Here is an 18,717-nt window from a genome sequence, read left to right as displayed (position 1 = left end):
CTGTTACTGACGTAACCAGTTGCGTAGCTTGACCAGCATAAGACCGCCGTCGCTTAGCGCACGGCGGTCTTCTGTTAAGGCGTGCAAGCGATCAGGATAATCGGTAATGATGGCATCAACGCCGAGGTCTATCAGCGCCGACATGCGCGCCCGATCGTTGACCGTCCAGGCATGAATCTCGTAACCGAAAAGCGCCGCCAGGCGCACCTCTTGGGCGCTAATGCGGTTATGCCGCAGGCCTAATGCATCAAATTGGCGTCGGTCTAGGGTGCCTGGAAGAATGAGCTGTGCTAGCAGAGTAACACGCAGCCCCGGGGCCTGTTGCTTGATGTAGCGCACCAGTGCAGGCGACGTGGTCGCCAGACGCATATCCATCAGCGCGTTAGGAAAGCCGCAGGCCGTCACGGCTGTTAGTGCTTCTTGCTGGGTGGCCCAGCAGCGATAGCGTATGTCGCTTTCCTGCCCCAGTGCATCGATGACTGCTTGTGCCAGCCTCTCTTCTTGACCCGGCAGGGCTTTCATATCGATCATCAGCGATGCGCGCCCGCGGACGGCGGCCAACGCTTCATCCAGCCCCGCTATGCGCTCCCCTTGAAAGGCGTCGCCAAACCAACTACCCACATCAAACTTGCTGAGTTCGCTACGGGTGAGGTCGCTAAATTCTCGAGGATCACTGGTGAGGCGGGCGAGCGTTCGGTCGTGATAGAGCATGACCTGATTATCGGCACTCAGGCGAACATCCAGCTCTACGGCGTCAGCGCCATCCTCCAGCGCTTGAGACACGGCAGCAAGGGTGTTTTCCGGTGCCACCATGGAGCTTCCGCGATGGGCGATGATGGCCACGTTATCGCGAATCTCAAAACTGTTAAGAATCCACCACGCCTGTAGCCCTGCGAGCAGCAGCACGCTAAGTTCAATCGCCCATGCCATGCGTCCAGGGTGGGCATCGTGGGAAGGCGGCGCAGGGCGTGGTTCGTGATGGGCCAGCTGTAAGTAGAGGCAGGCGGACAGCAGAGCGTTAGTAGCAATACCAAGGAAAGTGATGGTGAGTGTTACCAGCACATAGCCGGTTAAATAGGCCAGCATCGCTGGAATCAGCACCGTGTTGTGCTCTGGTAGCCACCACAATAAGGGCGTGACCAGCATGTCAAACAGCCATGTGGTAATAATGGGTAAGCTAATAATGATCAGTAGCAGGGTGAGCACAGCCACTCCAATAGAGCGGTGCCAGCCACGTGTTAAATAAACGCTTCGCGTGAGTGCTTGATACGGTGAGCAAGATTCCAGCGACACTAGTGGCAGTGCCAGCAGCCAGCGCAGATACAGCCACGCTGCTAAGATCATCCAGATAACCACCAACGGTGTCGCGCAAGCTAAAAAGTACCACAGCACAGGAGGGCGAATGCGCTGCAAATAGTAGGGGTCGACACCGCTAAGCCATAGATCGTATAGCCAGGTAAGAGCCATCATAAAAGGGGCAAGCAGCAATAGGTGAGCCCCGACCTGGAGAGTCACCAGCACCGCCAGAGCGGGAAGCCGTCGTGTGCTCAACCAGAGCGCCTCGAACGCTAGCCGGTAATGGTTATCTTTTGGCCGGACAGCCACTTGCAACATGCCAGCCTGCTGCCAGTAAATGAGTAAAAACGTAAAGCCAAGGCCCACCAGCATGACCAATAGCCCTAATGGGCTGAAGAGCAGCGCTAAGAGTGCATCCGTGGTGACCACCGTGCGGTTTAGCTGTGCCAAAAAGCGTTGCGATACCCAGGCAACGGCCGGTACCAATAAGGCAGAGGCCAGTAGGGTAAACAGCAAGTGATAAGCTATGAGCGGACGGAGGTGATCTCGGAGAGTGCGAAGAAGGGCGTTGCCTAATTGAGTGAGCGGCTGCATAGTCACAAAAGTGTCAGAGTGAAGCATCAGGGTGGCACTAACTGCCACCCTTGACAAGCGGGATTAGGAGAGCTTTAAGGGCTGCTCGGCGATGATAATGCCGTTATTATCAGCATACAGCCACTGGCCAACTCTTAAAGTAACGCCCGCAAACGTTACGGCGATATCCCGCTGGCCTTCGCCGCGCTTTTCGCTTTTACGCGGGTGGCTGCCGAGTGCCTGCACGCCTAAAGGAAGCGTGGCCAAAATGTCGACATCTCTCACGCAACCGTACATCAATACGCCTGCCCAACCATTTTGCGCTGCCTGCTCTGCCAGCATATCGCCTAACATCGCGCAGCGATGAGAGCCGCCGGCATCCACAACCAGTACGGCACCTTCGCCAGGCTCCGCCACAGCCTGTTTGACCATTGAGTTATCTTCGAAGCACTTTACCGTGCGAATTGGGCCATAAAAGCTGTCGACACCGCCGAAGTTAGCAAAGAGGGGCTCTAGCACCTCTACGTCGGGGTAAGCGTCGCATAGATCGGGGGTGACCACTTGGGTTGTCGTTGTCATGAGTTACTCCTATGGTTACAGCGCTATGTTCACAGCGTCATAAAAAACGCCCCAACCTCAATAGGAAGGGGCGTTCTGTCATCGGCTCAGCGAGGGATTACCCAGGCTGCGATGTTGCGAGCATCGGCGATGGGTCGGTGCCACTGGCGATTAAGCCTCTTGGGCTACCGGAATCACGTTCGAGGCGATTTTTTGATACTCCTCGATTTCGTGGAAGTTCATGTAGCGATAGATCTCGCCTGCCATGGCGTCAAACTCACCCATGTAACGCTGATACTCATCAACGGTCGGCAGACGACCTTCTACAGCAGCAACCGCTGCTAGCTCTGCCGAGGCGAGGTAAACATTTGCACCATCGCCCAGACGGTTCGGGAAGTTACGTGTAGACGTGGACACCACAGTGCTCTTCGCTGCAACGCGTGCCTGGTTACCCATACACAGTGAACATCCCGGCATTTCCATGCGGGCGCCTGCACGGCCATAGATGCCGTAGTAACCCTCTTCGGTCAGCTGGTGCTGATCCATTTTGGTCGGTGGCGCAAGCCACAAGCGGGTTTTCAGGCTGCCCGCAGGCTGTTTTTCGAGCAATTTACCTGCCGCGCGGAAGTGACCAATGTTGGTCATGCACGAACCGATAAACACCTCGTCGATTTTCTCACCGGCAACATCAGACAGTAAGCGGGCGTCATCCGGGTCGTTCGGGGCGCAAAGAACCGGCTCTTTAATGTCAGAGAGGTCGATCTCGATGACTTCGGCGTACTCGGCGTCTTTGTCGGCGCGCATTAGACTCGGATTGGCCAGCCACGCTTCCATGCCTTCGATACGACGGCTGATGGTGCGCTCGTCGCCGTAGCCATTAGCAATCATCCACTTCAGCAGCGTGATGTTGGATTTCAGGTACTCGGTCACGCTCTCTTCAGACAGCGTAATAGTACAGCCAGCGGCGCTACGCTCAGCGGAGGCATCGGAAAGCTCAAATGCCTGCTCGACGGTGAGGTCTTCTAGGCCTTCGATCTCCAGCACGCGACCAGAGAAGGCGTTTTTCTTGCCGGATTTCTCGACCGTCAGCAGACCTTGCTTAATCGCGTACAGCGGAATGGCGTGAACCAAATCGCGTAGCGTAACGCCCGGCTGGCGCTTGCCTTTGAAGCGCACCAGAACGGATTCCGGCATGTCCAGCGGCATAACGCCCGTAGCAGCGGCGAAGGCCACCAGGCCAGAACCGGCAGGGAACGAAATGCCCAGCGGGAAGCGGGTGTGAGAGTCACCGCCAGTACCCACGGTGTCCGGCAGCAGCATGCGGTTCAACCAGCTGTGGATGATACCGTCGCCGGGGCGCAGCGAAACGCCGCCACGGTTCATGATGAAGTCCGGCAGGGTGTGGTGAGTGTCCACATCTACTGGCTTCGGATATGCCGCCGTGTGGCAGAAGGACTGCATGACCAGATCGGCTTGGAAACCAAGACAAGCAAGATCTTTCAGCTCGTCGCGGGTCATCGGGCCAGTGGTGTCCTGGGAGCCTACGGTGGTCATCTTCGGTTCGCAGTACATGCCGGGACGAACGCCGTCCATGCCGCAAGCCTTACCCACCATCTTCTGCGCTAGCGTAAAGCCTTTGCCGGTATCGGCCGGCTGATCGGGCAGTCGGAAAACGTCTGAAGGCGCCAAGCCTAGCGACTCGCGCGCTTTACCGGTCAGGCCACGGCCGATGATCAGCGGGATACGGCCACCGGCGCGCACCTCGTCGAGGATCACCTGGGTCTTGAGTTCGAAGGTGGTCAGTACCTCGTCGGTGCCGTGCTTGCACACTTTGCCTTCATAGGGGTAGACGTCGATCACGTCGCCCATCTCGAGTTTGGAGACATCCATCTCGACGGGCAGGGCACCGGCGTCTTCCATGGTGTTGAAGAAGATCGGGGCGATCTTGCCGCCGAAGCAGAAACCGCCGGCGCGCTTGTTGGGCACGTAGGGGATGTCGTCGCCGAAGAACCACAGCACGGAGTTGGTGGCCGACTTGCGCGAGGAGCCGGTGCCGACCACGTCGCCCACGTAGGCGACCGGGAAGCCCTTGGCCTTTACTTCCTCGATCTGCTTCAGCGGGCCGGTGGTGCCGGGCACTTCAGGCACGATGCCTTCGCGCTCGTTCTTGAGCATGGCGTTGGCATGCAGCGGAATGTCGGGGCGCGACCAGGCGTCCGGCGCGGGGGAGAGGTCGTCGGTGTTGGTCTCGCCCGGCACCTTGAAGACGGTAAGGGTTATCTTCTCGGCCAGTGCCGGCTTGGAGAGGAACCACTCGGCCTCGGCCCAGGACTGCATGACGTCCTTGGCCACCGCGTTGCCGGCCTTGGCGCGCTCTTCCACGTCGTGGAAGGCATCGAACATCAGCAGGGTGTGCTTGAGCTGTTCGCCGGCCTCCTTGGCGAGCTCGGCATCGTCCAGCAGCTCGACCAGGGTGGCGATGTTGTAGCCGCCCTGCATGGTGCCCAGCAGTTTGACCGCGTGAATTTTATCGATCAGCGGAGAGGTCGCTTCCCCTTTGGCAATGGCCGTCAAGAAGCCAGCTTTGACGTAGGCGGCTTCGTCGACACCGGGAGGAACGCGATTGGTGATTAAGTCGAGAATGAATTCCTCTTCACCGGCCGGGGGCGCTTTGAGTAATTCGATCAAGGCCGCGACTTGCTCGGCGGTCAGGGGCTTAGGCGGGACGCCCTCTGCGGCGCGTTCCTCGACATGTTGGCGGTAAGCTTCAAGCACGTTGGGGCCCTCTCATCTTCTTAGTAGTGATGAATCAGTGGTGCCGAACGACTACTAGCATGGTGGGTGAGGCGTTCGGACACGTGACAGACGCTTGACAAACAGCGTCTGGTGGATGAGCGAGATTCTACGGGAAACTGTCGACAATGTTAAGAAGCCAAGCTAAGTGCCTGCTTGTACTTTATGTTGAGGCGCTGATATTGAGCTCCTTTCTTGCGGCTTTTTTGGTTAATGTGCCCAAAATCTGAAAGTTTTTTACCAGCAGGGGTGTTTTGAGGTAAGCGCGGGTGTGATTATTGTGATGCCGCGTTACCATAGGCATACGATTAATTCGTTATTAAGTAACGTAGTGAAGTGGTTTAGGCGGTGTGTGGAGCGCCAAATAAGCTGGGCTTATATATTAGAAATATGCTATATGAGAATTGAGGCGCCATTAAATAAGTGGCCTTCGGATAGCTAGGGAACAAACGCCAACGGCGTTTATATGTTATACAACAGTGAGATAAGCGCTCGGTAGCGGTATTATGTCTATACAACTAATGGCACTAAAAACAGCAGATCACTCCCTTTCAGCGGATGATTTGCTACCAGAAAGTCTGCATCAGTTTCTTGCTTGCCCAACGCCTGATGCGTGGTTGCAGTGGGCGCTTGCCAATCCTGAAACGCTGCTGATTGACCATGCGCAGTGTGAGAAGAAGGCGGCTTCCACCGCGATGAGTTTGCTTTACCGCTATGTCGATCAGCCGCTTTTATTAAGCAAAATGTCTCAGCTTGCCCGCGAAGAGCTGCTGCACTTTGAACAAGTGGTGGGCCTGATGGAAAAGCGTGGTGTGGCCTATCATCACCTCACTGCCTCGCGCTATGCCGAGGGGCTGCGCAAACATTTACGCAGTAACGATCCTGAGCGCTTAATCGATGTACTGATTATTGGCGCATTAATTGAGGCACGAAGCTGTGAGCGCTTTGCCCGCCTTATCCCTTACTTAGACGAAGAACTGGCGAAGTTCTACCGCACGCTGGTGAAGTCAGAAGGGCGCCATTTTGAAGATTATCTGCTGTTGGCGCGTCAACAGACCGCTGAGCCGATTGATGACCGTATTGCCTTCTTTGTCGCACGTGAAGCGGAGCTGATGACGACTCCGGATACGGCGTTTCGTTTCCATAGCGGCGTGCCCGCCTAAGTCGCTGCTAGTCAGGCGGGATGTGTATCATGCGCGATGCTCAACAGACAGACCAGCTGACCTTGTTTGGTCACTTCTCCTTAACCCAGGGGGAGGATGTACTCACTCATTTCAATTACGACAAAGTTAAGGCCCTGTTGGTGTATCTTTTGTTGCATCGCCAGCCGGTCAATCGTGCGGCACTGGCTGAGCTGCTCTGGCCAGACCAGGGGCTTTCGTCAGGTCGTACCAACTTGCGCCACGCGTTGCACTGCCTGCGTCAGTCCATGGGTGATAACGCCGATCAGGTATTGAACGTATCGCGACAGACTATCGCCTTTCATTTACCTGCCCACTGGCAGGTAGATCTACATGACCTGCAGCAGTTGCTAGAAGGCCCCAAGGATTTAGAAACCCTTGAGGAGGTGATGTCATGCTACCAAGGCGATCTAATTGAAGAGTTGCAGTTGGCAAGTTGCAGCGAATTTCAGCGCTGGCTAGTGCAGGTGCGCAATGAGTGGCGTCAGCGGGTGATCCGGTTTGCCGAGCAAGTGCTTGAGGTTCATGACGAAACGCCAGACGAGATGCTGGAAGGCCTGGTGAGCCGCTTTTCAGGCTATGGGCCTTTCCATGAACGTTTGGTGCGTCAACTGGCCGAAAAAAATCAAATGGCCGCTGCTCATGAACAGTACAACAGCTATTTGCAGTTGCTCGCGCTGTCGGGCCAGCAGCCGGAGCCCGGTTTCTTACAGTTGGCCAGCTACTGGTCGGACGGCCACCACGACCCGCGAGCCTTGTCGCCCCAGGGCGCTTTTTCTCGTGCACTGGCAGCCGATAGTAAGCCGCTGCGTGAAGATGAGATTGAGCTTCGCCAACTGTCGGTCATGGCGATTCGCTTACGTCTGAAAGGCGACTGGCAAGAGCGGGCGGCAACTCGTAACTGTCTAGCGCTTCAGCTGGAACTATTGCGCTGGCTAGAGCAGCAGTGCCATCACTTAGGTGGCTTCTGGCTGCCTGGGGCCACCGGCGGTTTGGGACTGGCGTGTTTCGGCACCCACGGCCCTGCGCATCAGCTTGCCGAGCTGGTAGCGCTCTATGAACACTGCCGCCAAGCGCTGCCGCAGGAAACTCAGCGCCATTGGAGTGGGGAAGGGGAAGCGCCTTCGTTTGAGCTGGCGGCTGGGTTACATAGCGGCCGTGTGGTCTATCTGCCTGAACGCCAGTTGGCTGACCCGCTTGGCCAAGTCACACAGGTCTCCCTTGAGCTAATGGGCGCTGCTGAAGGTAGTGAACTAGTGATTTCTCAAGAAGCCAGCCAGCACATGCCCCCGGCACTGGACCTGCAGCCGCGCTTGGTGTCGCGCTTGATGGCAAGCGATGGTCGAGTGCGCTTGCGGGCGCTGGTGTTAGGCCAGAATGAAGGCGGCCGGGATGCGCTGCCGCCCAGTCTGGTCGGCCGCGAAACGTCTCTGCGTACGCTGCGTGATGCGCTGGCAAGAGCGGGTATCGGCTTAAGGCAAAGTGTCTTGGTGCGGGGGGCCTCAGGCATGGGAAAATCGGCGCTGATGGTTGGTTTTCGTCAGCTTGAACTTAGCCGCGACGCCGCTATCTGTTGGCAGCCAACCACACGCTTGTCGGTGTTAGAGCCTTACGGGGTGGCCCGTTCTCTCTTGGCGTGGCATCTAGGCGCCACGCCTACTCAAGAAGCATTGCATGAGTTGCAGGCATCGTTGGGTGATACAGCGCTAGACGATGCTCGCCAACAGCTGTTGGAAGAGGCGCTGGGGGTTAGGGACGTTCAGGAAATTACTCAGCTTACCCAAAACGGGGAAGCGGTAGAGTTGGTCGTGAAACTGCTGCACCGTCTGATCGACCAGCGCGCTGGCGCCCAGACTCTCGTCTTGATGGTTGATGATCTACAGTGGTTGGACGAACCCTCCTTCAAAGTATTGGCCGGTTTACAAGCTCGTTTGCCCATCAATACAGCCTTCATGCTGGTGGCCAGTCATCACGGTCGTGAAGCGCTACCAGTGAAGCTGCATTGGGATCAGCAAATTACCCTCGGCAAGCTCGATGCGCTGCAGTCGTCTCGGCTGCTCTCCCAGCTATCGCGCCGCTATCGTATGCATTTAAGCCCTCGACTGTGTAACCAAATTATTGAGCGATGCGATGGCGTGCCGCTCTATATGCAGGAGATTTGCCGTCGCCTGGATATGGATCGTCGCGAAGGGCGTAGTGTTCAGTTCGATGAATTGCCCAAAGGGCTGCTTGGCCTGCTGGCCAGCCGTATCGATCAGCTGGAAGGGGATCGGGAAATTGCCCATATTGCGGCGGTGCTGGGTAAACGCTTCCGCCTCGACTTCCTGGCTGAATGCAGCGGCTGGGATAAAGCGCGGATTTCTCAAGCCGTAGAGCATATGCGCCTGCTGGAAATTATTGAGCCGGTTGATAAAGAGAGCGGCGAGCACGAGTACCAGTTTAGCCATCAGCTACTACAAGAAGCGGCTTATCTCTCCTGCCCCCGGGATGTACGGGTCAAGCTGCACCAGCAGGTCGTTACGCTGATAGAAGAGCGTTTCCCTGTGTGGATCAGCCGCCATCCGGGGGATTTCGCCACCCATCTGCGCCGCAGCGGCCACTACGCTCGAGGCGCGCGCTATTTCGAACTGTCTGCCCGTGAAGCGCTGAAGGTGAGCGCGAACCGTACGGCGCTGCGGATGGCCGACTTCGGTTTGGCCAGTTTGCGCCACGTTGACCATGAAGTGGAGCGTGAGGTCAGCCTACTTACCGTGCGTGGGCAGGCAGCGTTTGCGCTGGAAGGCCATGGCTCGCCCACTGCCCACGAAAGCTTTGTGCGCGCCCGGGAGCTGCTGCGTCAATCCGGTGGTAATTCGCCGGACGACCCGGAAGATTTAGAACAAATTTTCCTAGTCAAGTGGGGGCTGTGGGTAGGCCGCAGCCAGCGCTACGCCCATGCCGACGCGTTTGCACTTGCCTCTGCCTTGGCGGATATTGCCGAACGTCTGGAAGACCCGCGCTATCGCCGTTTGGCCGACTATGCCCGGGCGCACTGTGAGTACTGGGCCGGACGAATTCAGCAGGCCCATGACCACCTGGATGAAATCGACCCGCTCAATGCGCAAATGATGATCGAGTGGCTGCCCTTCTCGGATCACCCGCAAGTGACAGCTGCCTGCTTCCAGGGCTGGGCACTCTGTTTACGTGGCGACTATCAGCGCGCCGAGCGTCACGTCTCGTCGGCCATCCGTCTTGCTGAAAAAATTGGTCACCCGGGAACGCTTGCCATGGCGTTAATGTTTGCCGCAGCGCTCTATCGCCAATTAGGGCATGTGCATCTTGCGGCACGCCATGCTGAGCGCGCGGCCGCCATGACGGGCACGCCGGACCTTCAGCTGTGGCAAATCTCCGCCCAATGTGTGTTGGGTTGGCAGAGGGCCATGGCGGGGGATCACGCTGGTTTAGTCCAATTAAGAGATAGTCTGGACCAGATGGCTGAGCTGAATGGGCGAGATCGTTTCCAGCGCCCCGTCCTTTGGTACTCAGATGCCTGTATTGAACTTGGCGAGTTAAAGGCCGCCGAGGAGTATCTGGATCAGTGTTTGGTGATTGCCCGAGAGCGCACCACGCTCTTTTTGCCCGAGTTGGCGACTCAACTGGCCAGAGTGCGTGACTTGCTGGGGCGCCCGGCCAGTGAAGTAAAGGCGCTTGCCGAAATGGCGATTGTGCAGTCACGGGAACACGGCAACCGCCATCAAGAGTTAGCGGCCTTGGAGCTTTGGCTTACGCGGATTTCACCCAATGATCAGCAGGCAAAAGAGGCGTTCCGTCGCCTGTTGAGCGAGGTTAGCCACAGCGATGCACCGGTGCTGGTGCGCTGGGTTAGCCTACTGGGTCGCCGTTTGCCCCACTCGCTAAGTGTTGAAAACGAGGCTTAAACATTCAGCGAGTGCTCTCTTCTAGCCACGACAGCGTGGCGATCGCCTCATCACGGTGCTCGCCACACACGGTGGGGTCATAATCGAACTGCCCGCACACCATCGGGCGCAGCGGGCTGCCAAACAGCATGCATAAGTTGTTGGCGTCGAGTTGAACGCAGCGCACCCCCGCCGGTTTGCCCTCGGGCATTCCGGGTATCGGCGATGTAATAGACGGAGCTATACAGCAAGCGCCGCAACCTGCTCGGCATGTGGCGCTGCTGTCACTGGTGATCAACTCACTCATGGGCTCGCTTGTGCTGTCGCGCCTTTGTCGATTCCTTCAAAGGCGTATACGTGAGTGGCGGCCCCCGTTTGCTTGGCGATCTGATCGGCCAGCCAGAGGGCAATATTTTCTACTGTTGTGGGCTTTGGCAGCACGCTACAGCGCTCAGATGGCAAGGTGATTGAGAAGCTGCCTTGGGCTGCTTCATAGCGGCAGGTGAGCTGTGACTCGCTATGCTCTGCTATATCTGCCTCTTCCAAAAGATAACGATTATCCAGCCACGCTCCCCATTGCTGTTCCAACTGCGGCTGTCGCTGTTGTTCCTGGAAGATATGCAGGCGAGAGCGATGCCCGTGGGCAATGCGCTGGCAGTTACCCGAATGACGTTTTAATCCATGGCTATAGCCATAGGCAGCACCATTGATAAGCTCATCGCTTAGCGTGAGCGTCACGCGTTCAACATTGGCTGGCCGCTGCTCGGTGAGTTGGGCGCTGAGGTGCTGAGTCACCCGTTCTAGAGTGATCGATGCCCAGGGAAGTAGGGTAAATGCCTCTGTCGGTCCACGAACTTCCATCACGTAGGGCGTGGTGGTGCGAATGCAGAGTCCTTCATCGCATTCGCTGACCTCAACACCGGGTGCTTGGGTGGGCACCAGTAGGGTGTGGTCCAGTCCGCTATCCAGGGTGCGTTTGATCCACGGCTTTACTTCACCGAAGTCGAACAGCATTCCGTCCTCGCCTAGTTCACCCTCCAGTTGAGCATCCACTTGCCAGCTACAGCCAACCAACCCTTTCGTGGGGCACCAAAGAGAGACATCGATATGGGTCAGATGATTAACAAATAGCGCCATTACTCGAATCCTGCGATTTTGTGCGTTTGCAGTGACAGCCGCCACTGTGGGTTGGCCATGCAGTACGCGGTGGTGGCCTGAACGGTCGCTGCGCCGTCGGTGGCAATACTTTTTTGAGCGACGGCACTGAGATCCATCGGCTGTAAAAAGAAGTGGCTAAAGGCGAGGTGAGAAAACTGCTCCGGTGGCGCATCGGCCTGGGGGAAAACCAGTTTCAACTCATCGCCTTGGGTGATCGCTAGCGGGTTACTACCCTTAGGGCTAACGCAGAGCCAGTCAATCCCCGCAGGAGCGGGCACCGTACCGTTGGTTTCCACTGCCACTTCGAAGCCTTCGCTATGCAGCGTGGCAATGAGCTCGGTATCGAGCTGTAGCAGCGGTTCGCCGCCGGTAAATACCACGTATGGCACGGCGTTGTTAGCTTCCTGAGGCCACAGCGCTTTGATGTGTTCTGCCAGCGCCTGGGCTGTGTTAAACCGGCCGCCATTAACTCCGTCGGTACCGTTAAAGTCGGTGTCGCAAAAGGTACATTTTGCGTTTGCTCGATCTATTTCCCGGCCTGACCAAAGATTGCAGCCTGTAAAACGGCAGAACACGCTGGCACGACCTGCCTGGGCGCCTTCACCCTGTAAGGTGTAGAAGGCTTCTTTAACGTGATACATCAGTGCGCCACCTGTGAAGTGTCGATGGCGTAGTCGAGAGGATCGACGCTGTGGTTAGCCGCAAAGGCGGCCAGCCGTTCACGGCAGCTACCGCACTGGCCGCAGGCGAGCTGCTGGCCTTCGTAGCAGGTCCAGGTATAGCGGTAATCCAGGCCCATGGCGAGCCCATCACGCAGGATGTCGGCTTTGCTGGAGGCCAGATAAGGGGCATGGACGGTGACGGGTTCGAAGTTGGCAATCTGCGCCACATCGTTCATGGCTTCGACGAAGGCCGGGCGGCAGTCGGGGTAAAGCACGTGATCGCCGCCGTGCGCGCCATAATCCACACGGCTGGCACCGATATTGACTGCCTTGGCAATGGCTAACGACAGCAGAATCATGTTGCGATTGGGCACCACGGTGCTGTGGAGCGAGTCGGCATCGTACTCCCCTTGAGGCATGGTCAACGCAGCGTTGGTCAATGCCGAGTTGTCGATCAGCCCGTGGATGGCGCGAATATCGACGACCTGATGAGGGATGGCCAAGGACTCACATACCTGACGTGCAACGTCCAGTTCACGACGGTGGCGCTGACCGTAATCGAAGGATAGCGCATGGACAGCGAGGCCCTCGCGTAGCGCACGGTGAAGGACGGTATAGGAGTCCATGCCGCCGGAGTAGATGACGACGGTGGATGGCGCCTGGGCGCCGGATGATGCAGTGGATGACATGCTGGGTACTCATGGTCGGAGAATTTATGTCGTGCCTGCCCAAGCAGCAGGGCGGTGTTCCGGGGTCCGGTCCGGAAGGCGGGCAGTTTACGCAATGCCGCGCTTGCTGACCAGTGTTCTGGGTGGTGGCATCCGGTGTGCCAAGGGAATTGGCGTGATAAGCTACTCATCTACAGCCGCTAGAGATGGACGCATGGCCACCATAGAACATAGTGAAATCGTTAGAGCCTCCCCGGAGCGCGTATTTGACTTGTTACGCCGAGTGGAAGATTTTGCGGATTATTCGGACCTGATACGCTCGATCGATCGTCTTGGCGAAAACCGCTACCGCTGGCACGTGCGGGCAGTGGGCATGGATTGGGCGTTTGACGTGGAGGTAACCGATATCGATCCTCCAACGGTGCTGGCCTGGGAATCCCTGGAAGGTGTCAAAAACCAGGGGCGCTATCAGCTGCGTGCCGTACCCGAAGGGACTGAGGTGTCGCTGACGCTGAGCTATGACATCCGCAATCGTCTGATGGAAAAAGCGGTGAACAAGGCGGCCAAACCGCTGGTCGGAAAGGTCAGTCGACAAATTCTCGAGCGGGTTGAAGCACGCCTCAATGCGTAAATTATCTCTCTATTCCTGGCGTTGGGCGGCCGCGTTTGCGGTGGCTGCCATGCTGGCCTACATATGGCTTTGGTACTCTCCGGACCTGATGGCGGTGAAACGCTGGGCCGCGACCATGTCTCATCATCCCGTGGTCGTGGTGACGGTCATGCTGATCATGGCGGTCACCCTGGCGATTGGCTTGCCTGGCAGTATTGGACTGTGGTTGATTGCCCCCTTTTATCCCCCCTTGGTCGCTACGGTGATGTTGACCATCAGCAGCGTCGCGGGTGCCTGGGGAGCCTATCTGCTTGCTGCACGGGTCGGCGAGCGTTGGCAGCCCAAGGGGCTGACCCTCAAGGTCATGGACACGCTGAAAGCGCGTAGCGATCTGCTGACGCAATGTGCCATGCGTGTGTTGCCGGGCTTTCCACATTCAGTGATCAATTTTGCGGCAGGCTTGGGGCATATTGCCCTGGGGCGTTATCTGCTGGCTGCAGCCTTGGGGCTGGCCGTGAAATGGGCTGTCTACAGCAGTGCCATTTACGGTGCGCTGGAAGCCATCGAAGAAGAAGACCCGCTGCAGATGGACGTACTGCTGCCGCTTCTGGCGTTGACGGCTTTGTTGCTGGCGGGGGCCTGGTACCGGCGCCGCCTGGAAGCGGCGCAGGAGCAGGCGTGATGCGAAGGCCTATTCGGCTTTGTGCATCGAGGCATCCAGATGATCGACGACCTCGGCCCAGTCGGCATCTTCTTCCACTGCTTCGCGTAGAAAATCCGCTTGGCCCTCGTTCCAGCAGGGGGCGTCGGCCAAGGGCATCTCTTTGGGCAGCGGGGAGTTCCGTTCGATAAAGCGTTCGATGGAGGCTGAATCCGAGCGCAGCCCCAGTTGCTCAAACAGTTCGCTAAAGTGATGTACCGGTTGATCCATAAGTGGCTTCCTATCCAGTGGGTGGTTAATACACGTTAAGGACATTGTTTAACCATAGCGGGAATAAACCACTATGCCAGTGTAGTACTGGCTAGATCATTTAACGTTCGCCCACTAGCGTCGTTAAAAACCGTCGCCTCTGATCCTCTAATGAAATTGGTTGCGCTAGTACATGCACCAGTTTGGTGTAGGCGGCCTCGGGCGTCATGTCATCGCCGGATAGCACCCCAGCATTGTTGAGACCGTGCCCTGCTGCATAAGCCCCCATATGCACACTTCCTTGTGGGCATTGGCTGATGGCGGCGATGAGTTTGCCTTCTCCGCTCGCCTTGGCAATCACCTCTAGTAGTGCGGGATTATCCGGTAAATTGCCTGCGCCCCATAGCTGTAGCAGCGCGCCTTTCACGTTTGGATGGCTAAGCCACGCCTCTAATTGCCAGGGCGCTATGCCAGGCCATAGGGTAATGCGAACCACCTCGCCATTGGCGACAGGCTGGTAGTCCACCAGCTCAAAGCGCGGAGCCCCGCGCTGCTGGTAAGACAAGCCGCGGCTGGGGAACAGAATAAAGTCGTCGCCGATGCGCTCGCCCAGCAGTGGGTAGCTGGGTGATGAAAACGCCTCGACAGCCTCGCTGTGCTGTTTGATGGCGCGCGTGCCTCTGAGCAGGCGGTTGGCAAAATAAATGGCCACTTCCTGCAGTTCGGGATGGGCAGCAAATCGTAGAGCGCCGTAGAGATTTTGTAAGGCATCGCTGTTAGGAGCCTCTAGGGGAGCCATGGCACCCGTCAACACCACAGGCCTATCTAAGCCCTGCAATTGGTAGGCTAAGCTAGCGGCGGTCCAACTTAGCGTGTCGGTACCGTGAATTACCACAAAACCACGATGCTCTGTAAAGCGCTCGGCGATGTCGGCGGCTAACTGCTGCCATGTTATTGGGGTCGCCGCGCTGGAATCAATCAGAGGTGAGTAGCTGATGACATCATAAGCAGGGAGCATTTGTTGGTCCCGCAACGGCAGCTGGCTCAGTGCGCTGGCCAAGCGTTTAGGAAAATCACCGGCAGGTGAGAGCCCGTTAGCCTGAGGCTGCATGCCGATCGTGCCGCCGGTGTAAATCACAAGCAACCGCTCTTGGCTGCTTTGAGCATCTGCAAGGAGAGGAGCCTGGCTCATCGCTGTATCCTGTTGAAAGCTAAGAAGTAGTTAGCGGTGATATACCTGTAGTTGGCCGCTTTGGTCATCAAGCTGCCGTTTGCGTCCCGCAAAGAACGCAAAGCCGCAGCAAACGCCGATCAATCCAATCAGTAGCCAAGCAATATGCTGCGTGGTAGCACCGGCTTGGAGCATCAGACCAACCCCAAAGGGCCCCAGTGCGGCCAGGGTATAGCCGCCCCCTTGCACCAAGCCAGAAAGCTGGCCTGCAAGGCGTTCGTTCGCGGTTCGCAGTACCAATAAGCTTAATGCAAGGCTAAAACTTCCACCTTGCCCAAGCCCCAGCAACACGGCACCGGGCCATCGCCATGCCAACGGAGCGGCTAACAGCATGACAAGCCCTAGGGCGGTACATACCAATACCAACAGCAGGGCCGGGCGCTGGTCGTGATGCAATCGCGCAATCCAAGGCGCACTCAGTGCTGAGACCAGTTGGCACATAATGGAAACGGCCATCGTCCAGCCAGCGGTTGCCTCGCTGTATCCGCGCTCAATCAGAAGAGTTGGCAGCCAGCCGAAAACGATATATGCCATGGAAGATTGAATGCCCATAAAGAGCATCACCTGCCAGGTTAGCGGCTGCCTGAGTAGCGACACGAGGGGGATGCTGGTGGGCAGGTGAAGCGTTGGTTTTGGCGCAGGAGATGGTGCATAGCTGATCCATACGATGAGTGTAGCCAGTGCGAGCAGTGACCAACTGACTAGGCTGGCTTGCCAGTTGCCCAGCCACTGCATTAACGGCACGCTGAGCCCAGCGCCTAGAGCGCCCCCCAAGCAGAGTGCCATGGTGTAGAGCCCGGTGAGCAAATCCGCATTTTGAGGCAGCTCACGCTTGACTAGCGCGGGTAACAGCGTGCCCGCCAAGCCAATAGCACTACCGGCCATGGCGGTACCTAGATAAAGCAATCCAGGAAAAGGCAGAACCCGTAACAGCAAGCCGCTGGCCAGCAGGAGTAATGCGGCACTAAGTGCACGCTCACTCCCTATACGGTTGCCAATCATTGGTGCCAAGGGGGCGGTTAAGCCAAGAAAAAGAACGGGGAGCGTGGTTAGCAAGCCCGCCGCTGAGGCGGAAAGCCCCGCACTTTCTTGCAGCCGACTTAGCAGGGGGGCGACCGAGGACATGGCAGGGCGTAAATTTAGCCCCACCATAAACATCAGCAAAATGAATCGGCAAGCGTGGCGTGAGATCATGAAGCGGCGCTTATTTTAAGTAGGGGCGAAGGTCGCCTCGCACCGCATCTAGCAAGGTGATGAAGTGATAATCTTGCGTGGTATCCAAGCAATCAACACGTGCCTGGGTACGCATGCCTTTATTGATATCAAGCTTGTCGTAAATTTCCAGCGTTAGCTTGCGTGCCGGTTTATCACCTGGCGCGATGATGCCATCTTCTAGGGTAAAAGTTTCCAATAGTGTGACCCGAACGCGGGTGCTGTTGCCTTCGCTTAGTACGCGCCGTACAAATAACCAACCTTCACAGGGGAGTGAGGCGTTATCGCGTTCGCGTAAAAACAGAGTGCGATAACAGGCACCTTCGTTTGAGGCTTTTTCAGCCATGCTGCGATAGGCCTGCAAGACCTGATTAGCTGAGGCGCGGGCGTCCTCTAGGCGCTGAGAAATACCTTGATGCTCGCGGCTGAGTTGCTCCTGACGCTGAAAAGTCAGCCATTGACGATAATCTGCCATGAGTTGTGAAGACGCCATAATCACTCCATGAATTAATTCAGCAAAAACGCCGGAATAAGCGAGGCGCTACCTTCGCATATTCCGGGCGTTCGGGCTACCGGCGAGTGCGACGGCAGCGCTCGCCACCAGCATTGGCAGCTTGGCCGCCAGGCTTGCGGTTAGCCCTTGGCTGGCGCTGGCCGCGGCGGCCATTCTCGATCGGTTCTGGCTTGGCGTTGGGGTCTGGCTCAAAGCCTGGCTCAATATGTTTCGGCAGCGTTTGATTAATCAGGCGCTCAATGTTTTTGAGTAGGCCGTGTTCATCGACACACACCAAAGACACCGCTTCGCCATTGCTACCCGCGCGCCCTGTGCGCCCAATACGGTGGACATAGTCTTCAGCCACGTTGGGCAGATCGAAATTCACCACGTGAGGAAGTTCATTAATATCTAGCCCGCGTGCCGCAATATCGGTGGCTACCAGCACTTGTAGGTCGCCGCTCTTGAAAGCACCCAGCGCCCGAGTACGTGCTCCTTGGCTTTTGTTGCCATGGATCGCCATCGCGGGAATATCCTGCTTGGAGAGCTGTTCAGCGAGCCGGTTAGCGCCATGCTTGGTGCGGGTAAACACCAGCACCTGGAACCAGTTGTGGCGCTGGATCAGATGGGCCAATAGATCGCGTTTTTTGTCGCGATCAACGCGGTAGATGGCCTGCTCAATTTTTTCTGCCGTGGTGTTGCGTGGAGCCACTTCGATGAGGGCAGGGTTATTCAGCAGTTGCTGGGCCAGCGTTTGGATCTCGTTAGAGAAAGTGGCAGAAAACAGCAGGTTTTGGCGCTGTTTCGGCACCAGACGCAATAGCCGTTTGATATCGTGGATAAAGCCCATGTCTAGCATACGGTCGGCTTCATCTAACACCAGAATTTCAATGGCGGAGAGGTCGACATGCCCTTGCTGGTGCAAATCAAGCAAGCGCCCAGGGGTGGCTACTAGAATGTCCAGGCCGGCTCTTAAAGCGTCGACTTGGGGCTGCTGGCCCACGCCACCAAAAATAATGTGTGAACGTAGTGAGAGGTGCTGCCCATAAGCAGCCACGCTTTCCCCCACTTGTGCAGCCAGTTCGCGGGTGGGTGTGAGGACCAGTGCGCGAACCTGGCGTTTGCCAGGGCGTTTGCCATTTGCCAAGCGCTGTAGCATCGGTAGCGTAAAGCCAGCGGTTTTGCCGGTACCGGTTTGTGCGCTGGCAAGAAGGTCGCGACCTTCAAGAACGATGGGGATGGCCTGTTGTTGAATAGGCGTAGGCTGTGTATAGCCCTGCGCAGTTACCGCGCGCAATAAATCGTCATGCAGACCAAGATCAGAAAAACTCATGCGTTCTCCGCAATCGCATAGCAATCGGCGCCACTAGCTCGGCGGCGTTGCTAGGCGTAATGTTCAAAAAGCGAGGATGGTACACCGTCGCGGCAGCGAAGTTTGCCAGATAATACGCTGTGCCGCGACGGGCATTTATACGT

General features: G+C 57.1%; 16 protein-coding genes. 4 read left to right on the top strand and 12 right to left on the bottom strand.

Going from position 1 to position 18,717, the window contains the following annotated elements; all coding sequences use genetic code 11:
• Positions 1 to 3: 3 nt before the first annotated feature.
• From L1249_RS00135 to acnB, 3 genes are all read right to left on the bottom strand, one after another.
• Positions 4 to 1,947 carry a glycerophosphodiester phosphodiesterase family protein gene (locus tag L1249_RS00135; RefSeq protein ID WP_228168380.1) on the bottom strand — a complete coding sequence of 648 codons (1,944 nt, stop codon included), beginning with the start codon at positions 1,945 to 1,947 and terminating at the stop codon, positions 4 to 6.
• A 6-nt stretch (positions 1,948 to 1,953) separates the two neighbouring features.
• Entirely contained in the window at positions 1,954 to 2,448 is a 495-nt protein-coding gene (gene rraA, locus L1249_RS00130) for a ribonuclease E activity regulator RraA (protein ID WP_044628284.1), read from the bottom strand.
• A gap of 150 nt (positions 2,449 to 2,598) precedes the next feature.
• Positions 2,599 to 5,202 (bottom strand): bifunctional aconitate hydratase 2/2-methylisocitrate dehydratase, encoded by a 2,604-nt coding sequence (gene acnB / locus L1249_RS00125; protein ID WP_062360374.1) that lies wholly within the window; start codon positions 5,200 to 5,202, stop codon positions 2,599 to 2,601.
• Positions 5,203 to 5,726: 524 nt separating this feature from the next.
• On the opposite strand from acnB, the gene L1249_RS00120 reads away from it, so the two are divergent.
• Both L1249_RS00120 and L1249_RS00115 read left to right on the top strand, forming a co-directional pair.
• Positions 5,727 to 6,383, top strand: coding sequence for a tRNA-(ms[2]io[6]A)-hydroxylase (locus L1249_RS00120; protein WP_054640852.1), 657 nt, complete (start codon positions 5,727 to 5,729; stop codon positions 6,381 to 6,383).
• 29 nt (positions 6,384 to 6,412) lie between these two features.
• Complete coding sequence (locus tag L1249_RS00115) at positions 6,413 to 10,318, top strand: AAA family ATPase (protein ID WP_228168379.1); 3,906 nt, start codon at positions 6,413 to 6,415, stop codon at positions 10,316 to 10,318.
• 4 nt (positions 10,319 to 10,322) lie between these two features.
• On the opposite strand, the gene L1249_RS00110 is transcribed toward L1249_RS00115, so the two are convergent.
• From L1249_RS00110 to queC, 4 genes are read right to left on the bottom strand one after another with little or no spacing between them, the layout of a single operon-like run.
• The gene (locus tag L1249_RS00110) at positions 10,323 to 10,604 is read right to left on the bottom strand and encodes a YkgJ family cysteine cluster protein (protein WP_054640853.1); all 282 of its coding nucleotides are present in this window, start codon (positions 10,602 to 10,604) and stop codon (positions 10,323 to 10,325) included.
• Positions 10,601 to 11,434 (bottom strand): 6-carboxytetrahydropterin synthase, encoded by an 834-nt coding sequence (locus tag L1249_RS00105; protein ID WP_054640854.1) that lies wholly within the window; start codon positions 11,432 to 11,434, stop codon positions 10,601 to 10,603. Before L1249_RS00105 ends, L1249_RS00110 begins: the two co-directional genes overlap by 4 nt.
• Entirely contained in the window at positions 11,434 to 12,096 is a 663-nt protein-coding gene (queE, locus tag L1249_RS00100) for a 7-carboxy-7-deazaguanine synthase (protein WP_044628278.1), read from the bottom strand. Before queE ends, L1249_RS00105 begins: the two co-directional genes overlap by 1 nt.
• A complete protein-coding gene (gene queC / locus L1249_RS00095) occupies positions 12,096 to 12,806 on the bottom strand; it encodes a 7-cyano-7-deazaguanine synthase QueC (RefSeq protein WP_044628277.1) in 711 nt (236 codons plus the stop codon). Before queC ends, queE begins: the two co-directional genes overlap by 1 nt.
• A 193-nt stretch (positions 12,807 to 12,999) precedes the next feature.
• Between queC and L1249_RS00090 the strand changes: the two genes are divergently transcribed.
• Together L1249_RS00090 and L1249_RS00085 are read left to right on the top strand one after the other, a co-directional pair.
• Complete coding sequence (locus L1249_RS00090; protein ID WP_039182150.1) at positions 13,000 to 13,416, top strand: SRPBCC family protein; 417 nt, start codon at positions 13,000 to 13,002, stop codon at positions 13,414 to 13,416.
• Positions 13,409 to 14,077, top strand: coding sequence for a VTT domain-containing protein (locus tag L1249_RS00085; protein ID WP_228168378.1), 669 nt, complete (start codon positions 13,409 to 13,411; stop codon positions 14,075 to 14,077). Before L1249_RS00090 ends, L1249_RS00085 begins: the two co-directional genes overlap by 8 nt.
• A 9-nt stretch (positions 14,078 to 14,086) precedes the next feature.
• Here the strand turns inward: L1249_RS00085 and L1249_RS00080 are convergent, their stop codons facing one another.
• From L1249_RS00080 to L1249_RS00060, 5 genes are all read right to left on the bottom strand, one after another.
• The gene (locus tag L1249_RS00080; RefSeq protein WP_039182146.1) at positions 14,087 to 14,326 is read right to left on the bottom strand and encodes a DUF2789 domain-containing protein; all 240 of its coding nucleotides are present in this window, start codon (positions 14,324 to 14,326) and stop codon (positions 14,087 to 14,089) included.
• A gap of 100 nt (positions 14,327 to 14,426) precedes the next feature.
• Entirely contained in the window at positions 14,427 to 15,497 is a 1,071-nt protein-coding gene (locus L1249_RS00075; RefSeq protein ID WP_044628275.1) for an asparaginase, read from the bottom strand.
• A gap of 30 nt (positions 15,498 to 15,527) precedes the next feature.
• Positions 15,528 to 16,730 carry an MFS transporter gene (locus tag L1249_RS00070; protein ID WP_228168377.1) on the bottom strand — a complete coding sequence of 401 codons (1,203 nt, stop codon included), beginning with the start codon at positions 16,728 to 16,730 and terminating at the stop codon, positions 15,528 to 15,530.
• Positions 16,731 to 16,740: 10 nt separating this feature from the next.
• Complete coding sequence (locus tag L1249_RS00065) at positions 16,741 to 17,241, bottom strand: hypothetical protein (protein WP_044628273.1); 501 nt, start codon at positions 17,239 to 17,241, stop codon at positions 16,741 to 16,743.
• Positions 17,242 to 17,317: 76 nt separating this feature from the next.
• Entirely contained in the window at positions 17,318 to 18,574 is a 1,257-nt protein-coding gene (locus L1249_RS00060; protein WP_235252935.1) for a DEAD/DEAH box helicase, read from the bottom strand.
• Positions 18,575 to 18,717: the final 143 nt, after the last annotated feature.

The organism is Halomonas sp. Cn5-12, from assembly GCF_021532545.1.
GTDB lineage: Bacteria > Pseudomonadota > Gammaproteobacteria > Pseudomonadales > Halomonadaceae > Vreelandella > Vreelandella aquamarina.
This window is presented reverse-complemented; position numbering and strand designations above follow the sequence as displayed.

Excerpts from the sequence above, each read along its gene's own strand:
- L1249_RS00105 (WP_054640854.1), bottom strand. The coding sequence starts at position 11,434 with ATGGCGCTATTTGTTAATCATCTGACCCATATCGATGTCTCTCTTTGG.
- queE (WP_044628278.1), bottom strand. The coding sequence starts at position 12,096 with ATGTATCACGTTAAAGAAGCCTTCTACACCTTACAGGGTGAAGGCGCC.
- L1249_RS00120 (WP_054640852.1), top strand. The coding sequence starts at position 5,727 with ATGTCTATACAACTAATGGCACTAAAAACAGCAGATCACTCCCTTTCA.
- L1249_RS00090 (WP_039182150.1), top strand. The coding sequence starts at position 13,000 with ATGGCCACCATAGAACATAGTGAAATCGTTAGAGCCTCCCCGGAGCGC.
- L1249_RS00060 (WP_235252935.1), bottom strand. The coding sequence starts at position 18,574 with ATGAGTTTTTCTGATCTTGGTCTGCATGACGATTTATTGCGCGCGGTA.
- L1249_RS00085 (WP_228168378.1), top strand. The coding sequence starts at position 13,409 with ATGCGTAAATTATCTCTCTATTCCTGGCGTTGGGCGGCCGCGTTTGCG.
- L1249_RS00065 (WP_044628273.1), bottom strand. The coding sequence starts at position 17,241 with ATGGCGTCTTCACAACTCATGGCAGATTATCGTCAATGGCTGACTTTT.
- rraA (WP_044628284.1), bottom strand. The coding sequence starts at position 2,448 with ATGACAACGACAACCCAAGTGGTCACCCCCGATCTATGCGACGCTTAC.
- L1249_RS00115 (WP_228168379.1), top strand. The coding sequence starts at position 6,413 with ATGCGCGATGCTCAACAGACAGACCAGCTGACCTTGTTTGGTCACTTC.
- L1249_RS00080 (WP_039182146.1), bottom strand. The coding sequence starts at position 14,326 with ATGGATCAACCGGTACATCACTTTAGCGAACTGTTTGAGCAACTGGGG.
- L1249_RS00070 (WP_228168377.1), bottom strand. The coding sequence starts at position 16,730 with ATGATCTCACGCCACGCTTGCCGATTCATTTTGCTGATGTTTATGGTG.
- L1249_RS00075 (WP_044628275.1), bottom strand. The coding sequence starts at position 15,497 with ATGAGCCAGGCTCCTCTCCTTGCAGATGCTCAAAGCAGCCAAGAGCGG.
- L1249_RS00110 (WP_054640853.1), bottom strand. The coding sequence starts at position 10,604 with ATGAGTGAGTTGATCACCAGTGACAGCAGCGCCACATGCCGAGCAGGT.
- queC (WP_044628277.1), bottom strand. The coding sequence starts at position 12,806 with ATGTCATCCACTGCATCATCCGGCGCCCAGGCGCCATCCACCGTCGTC.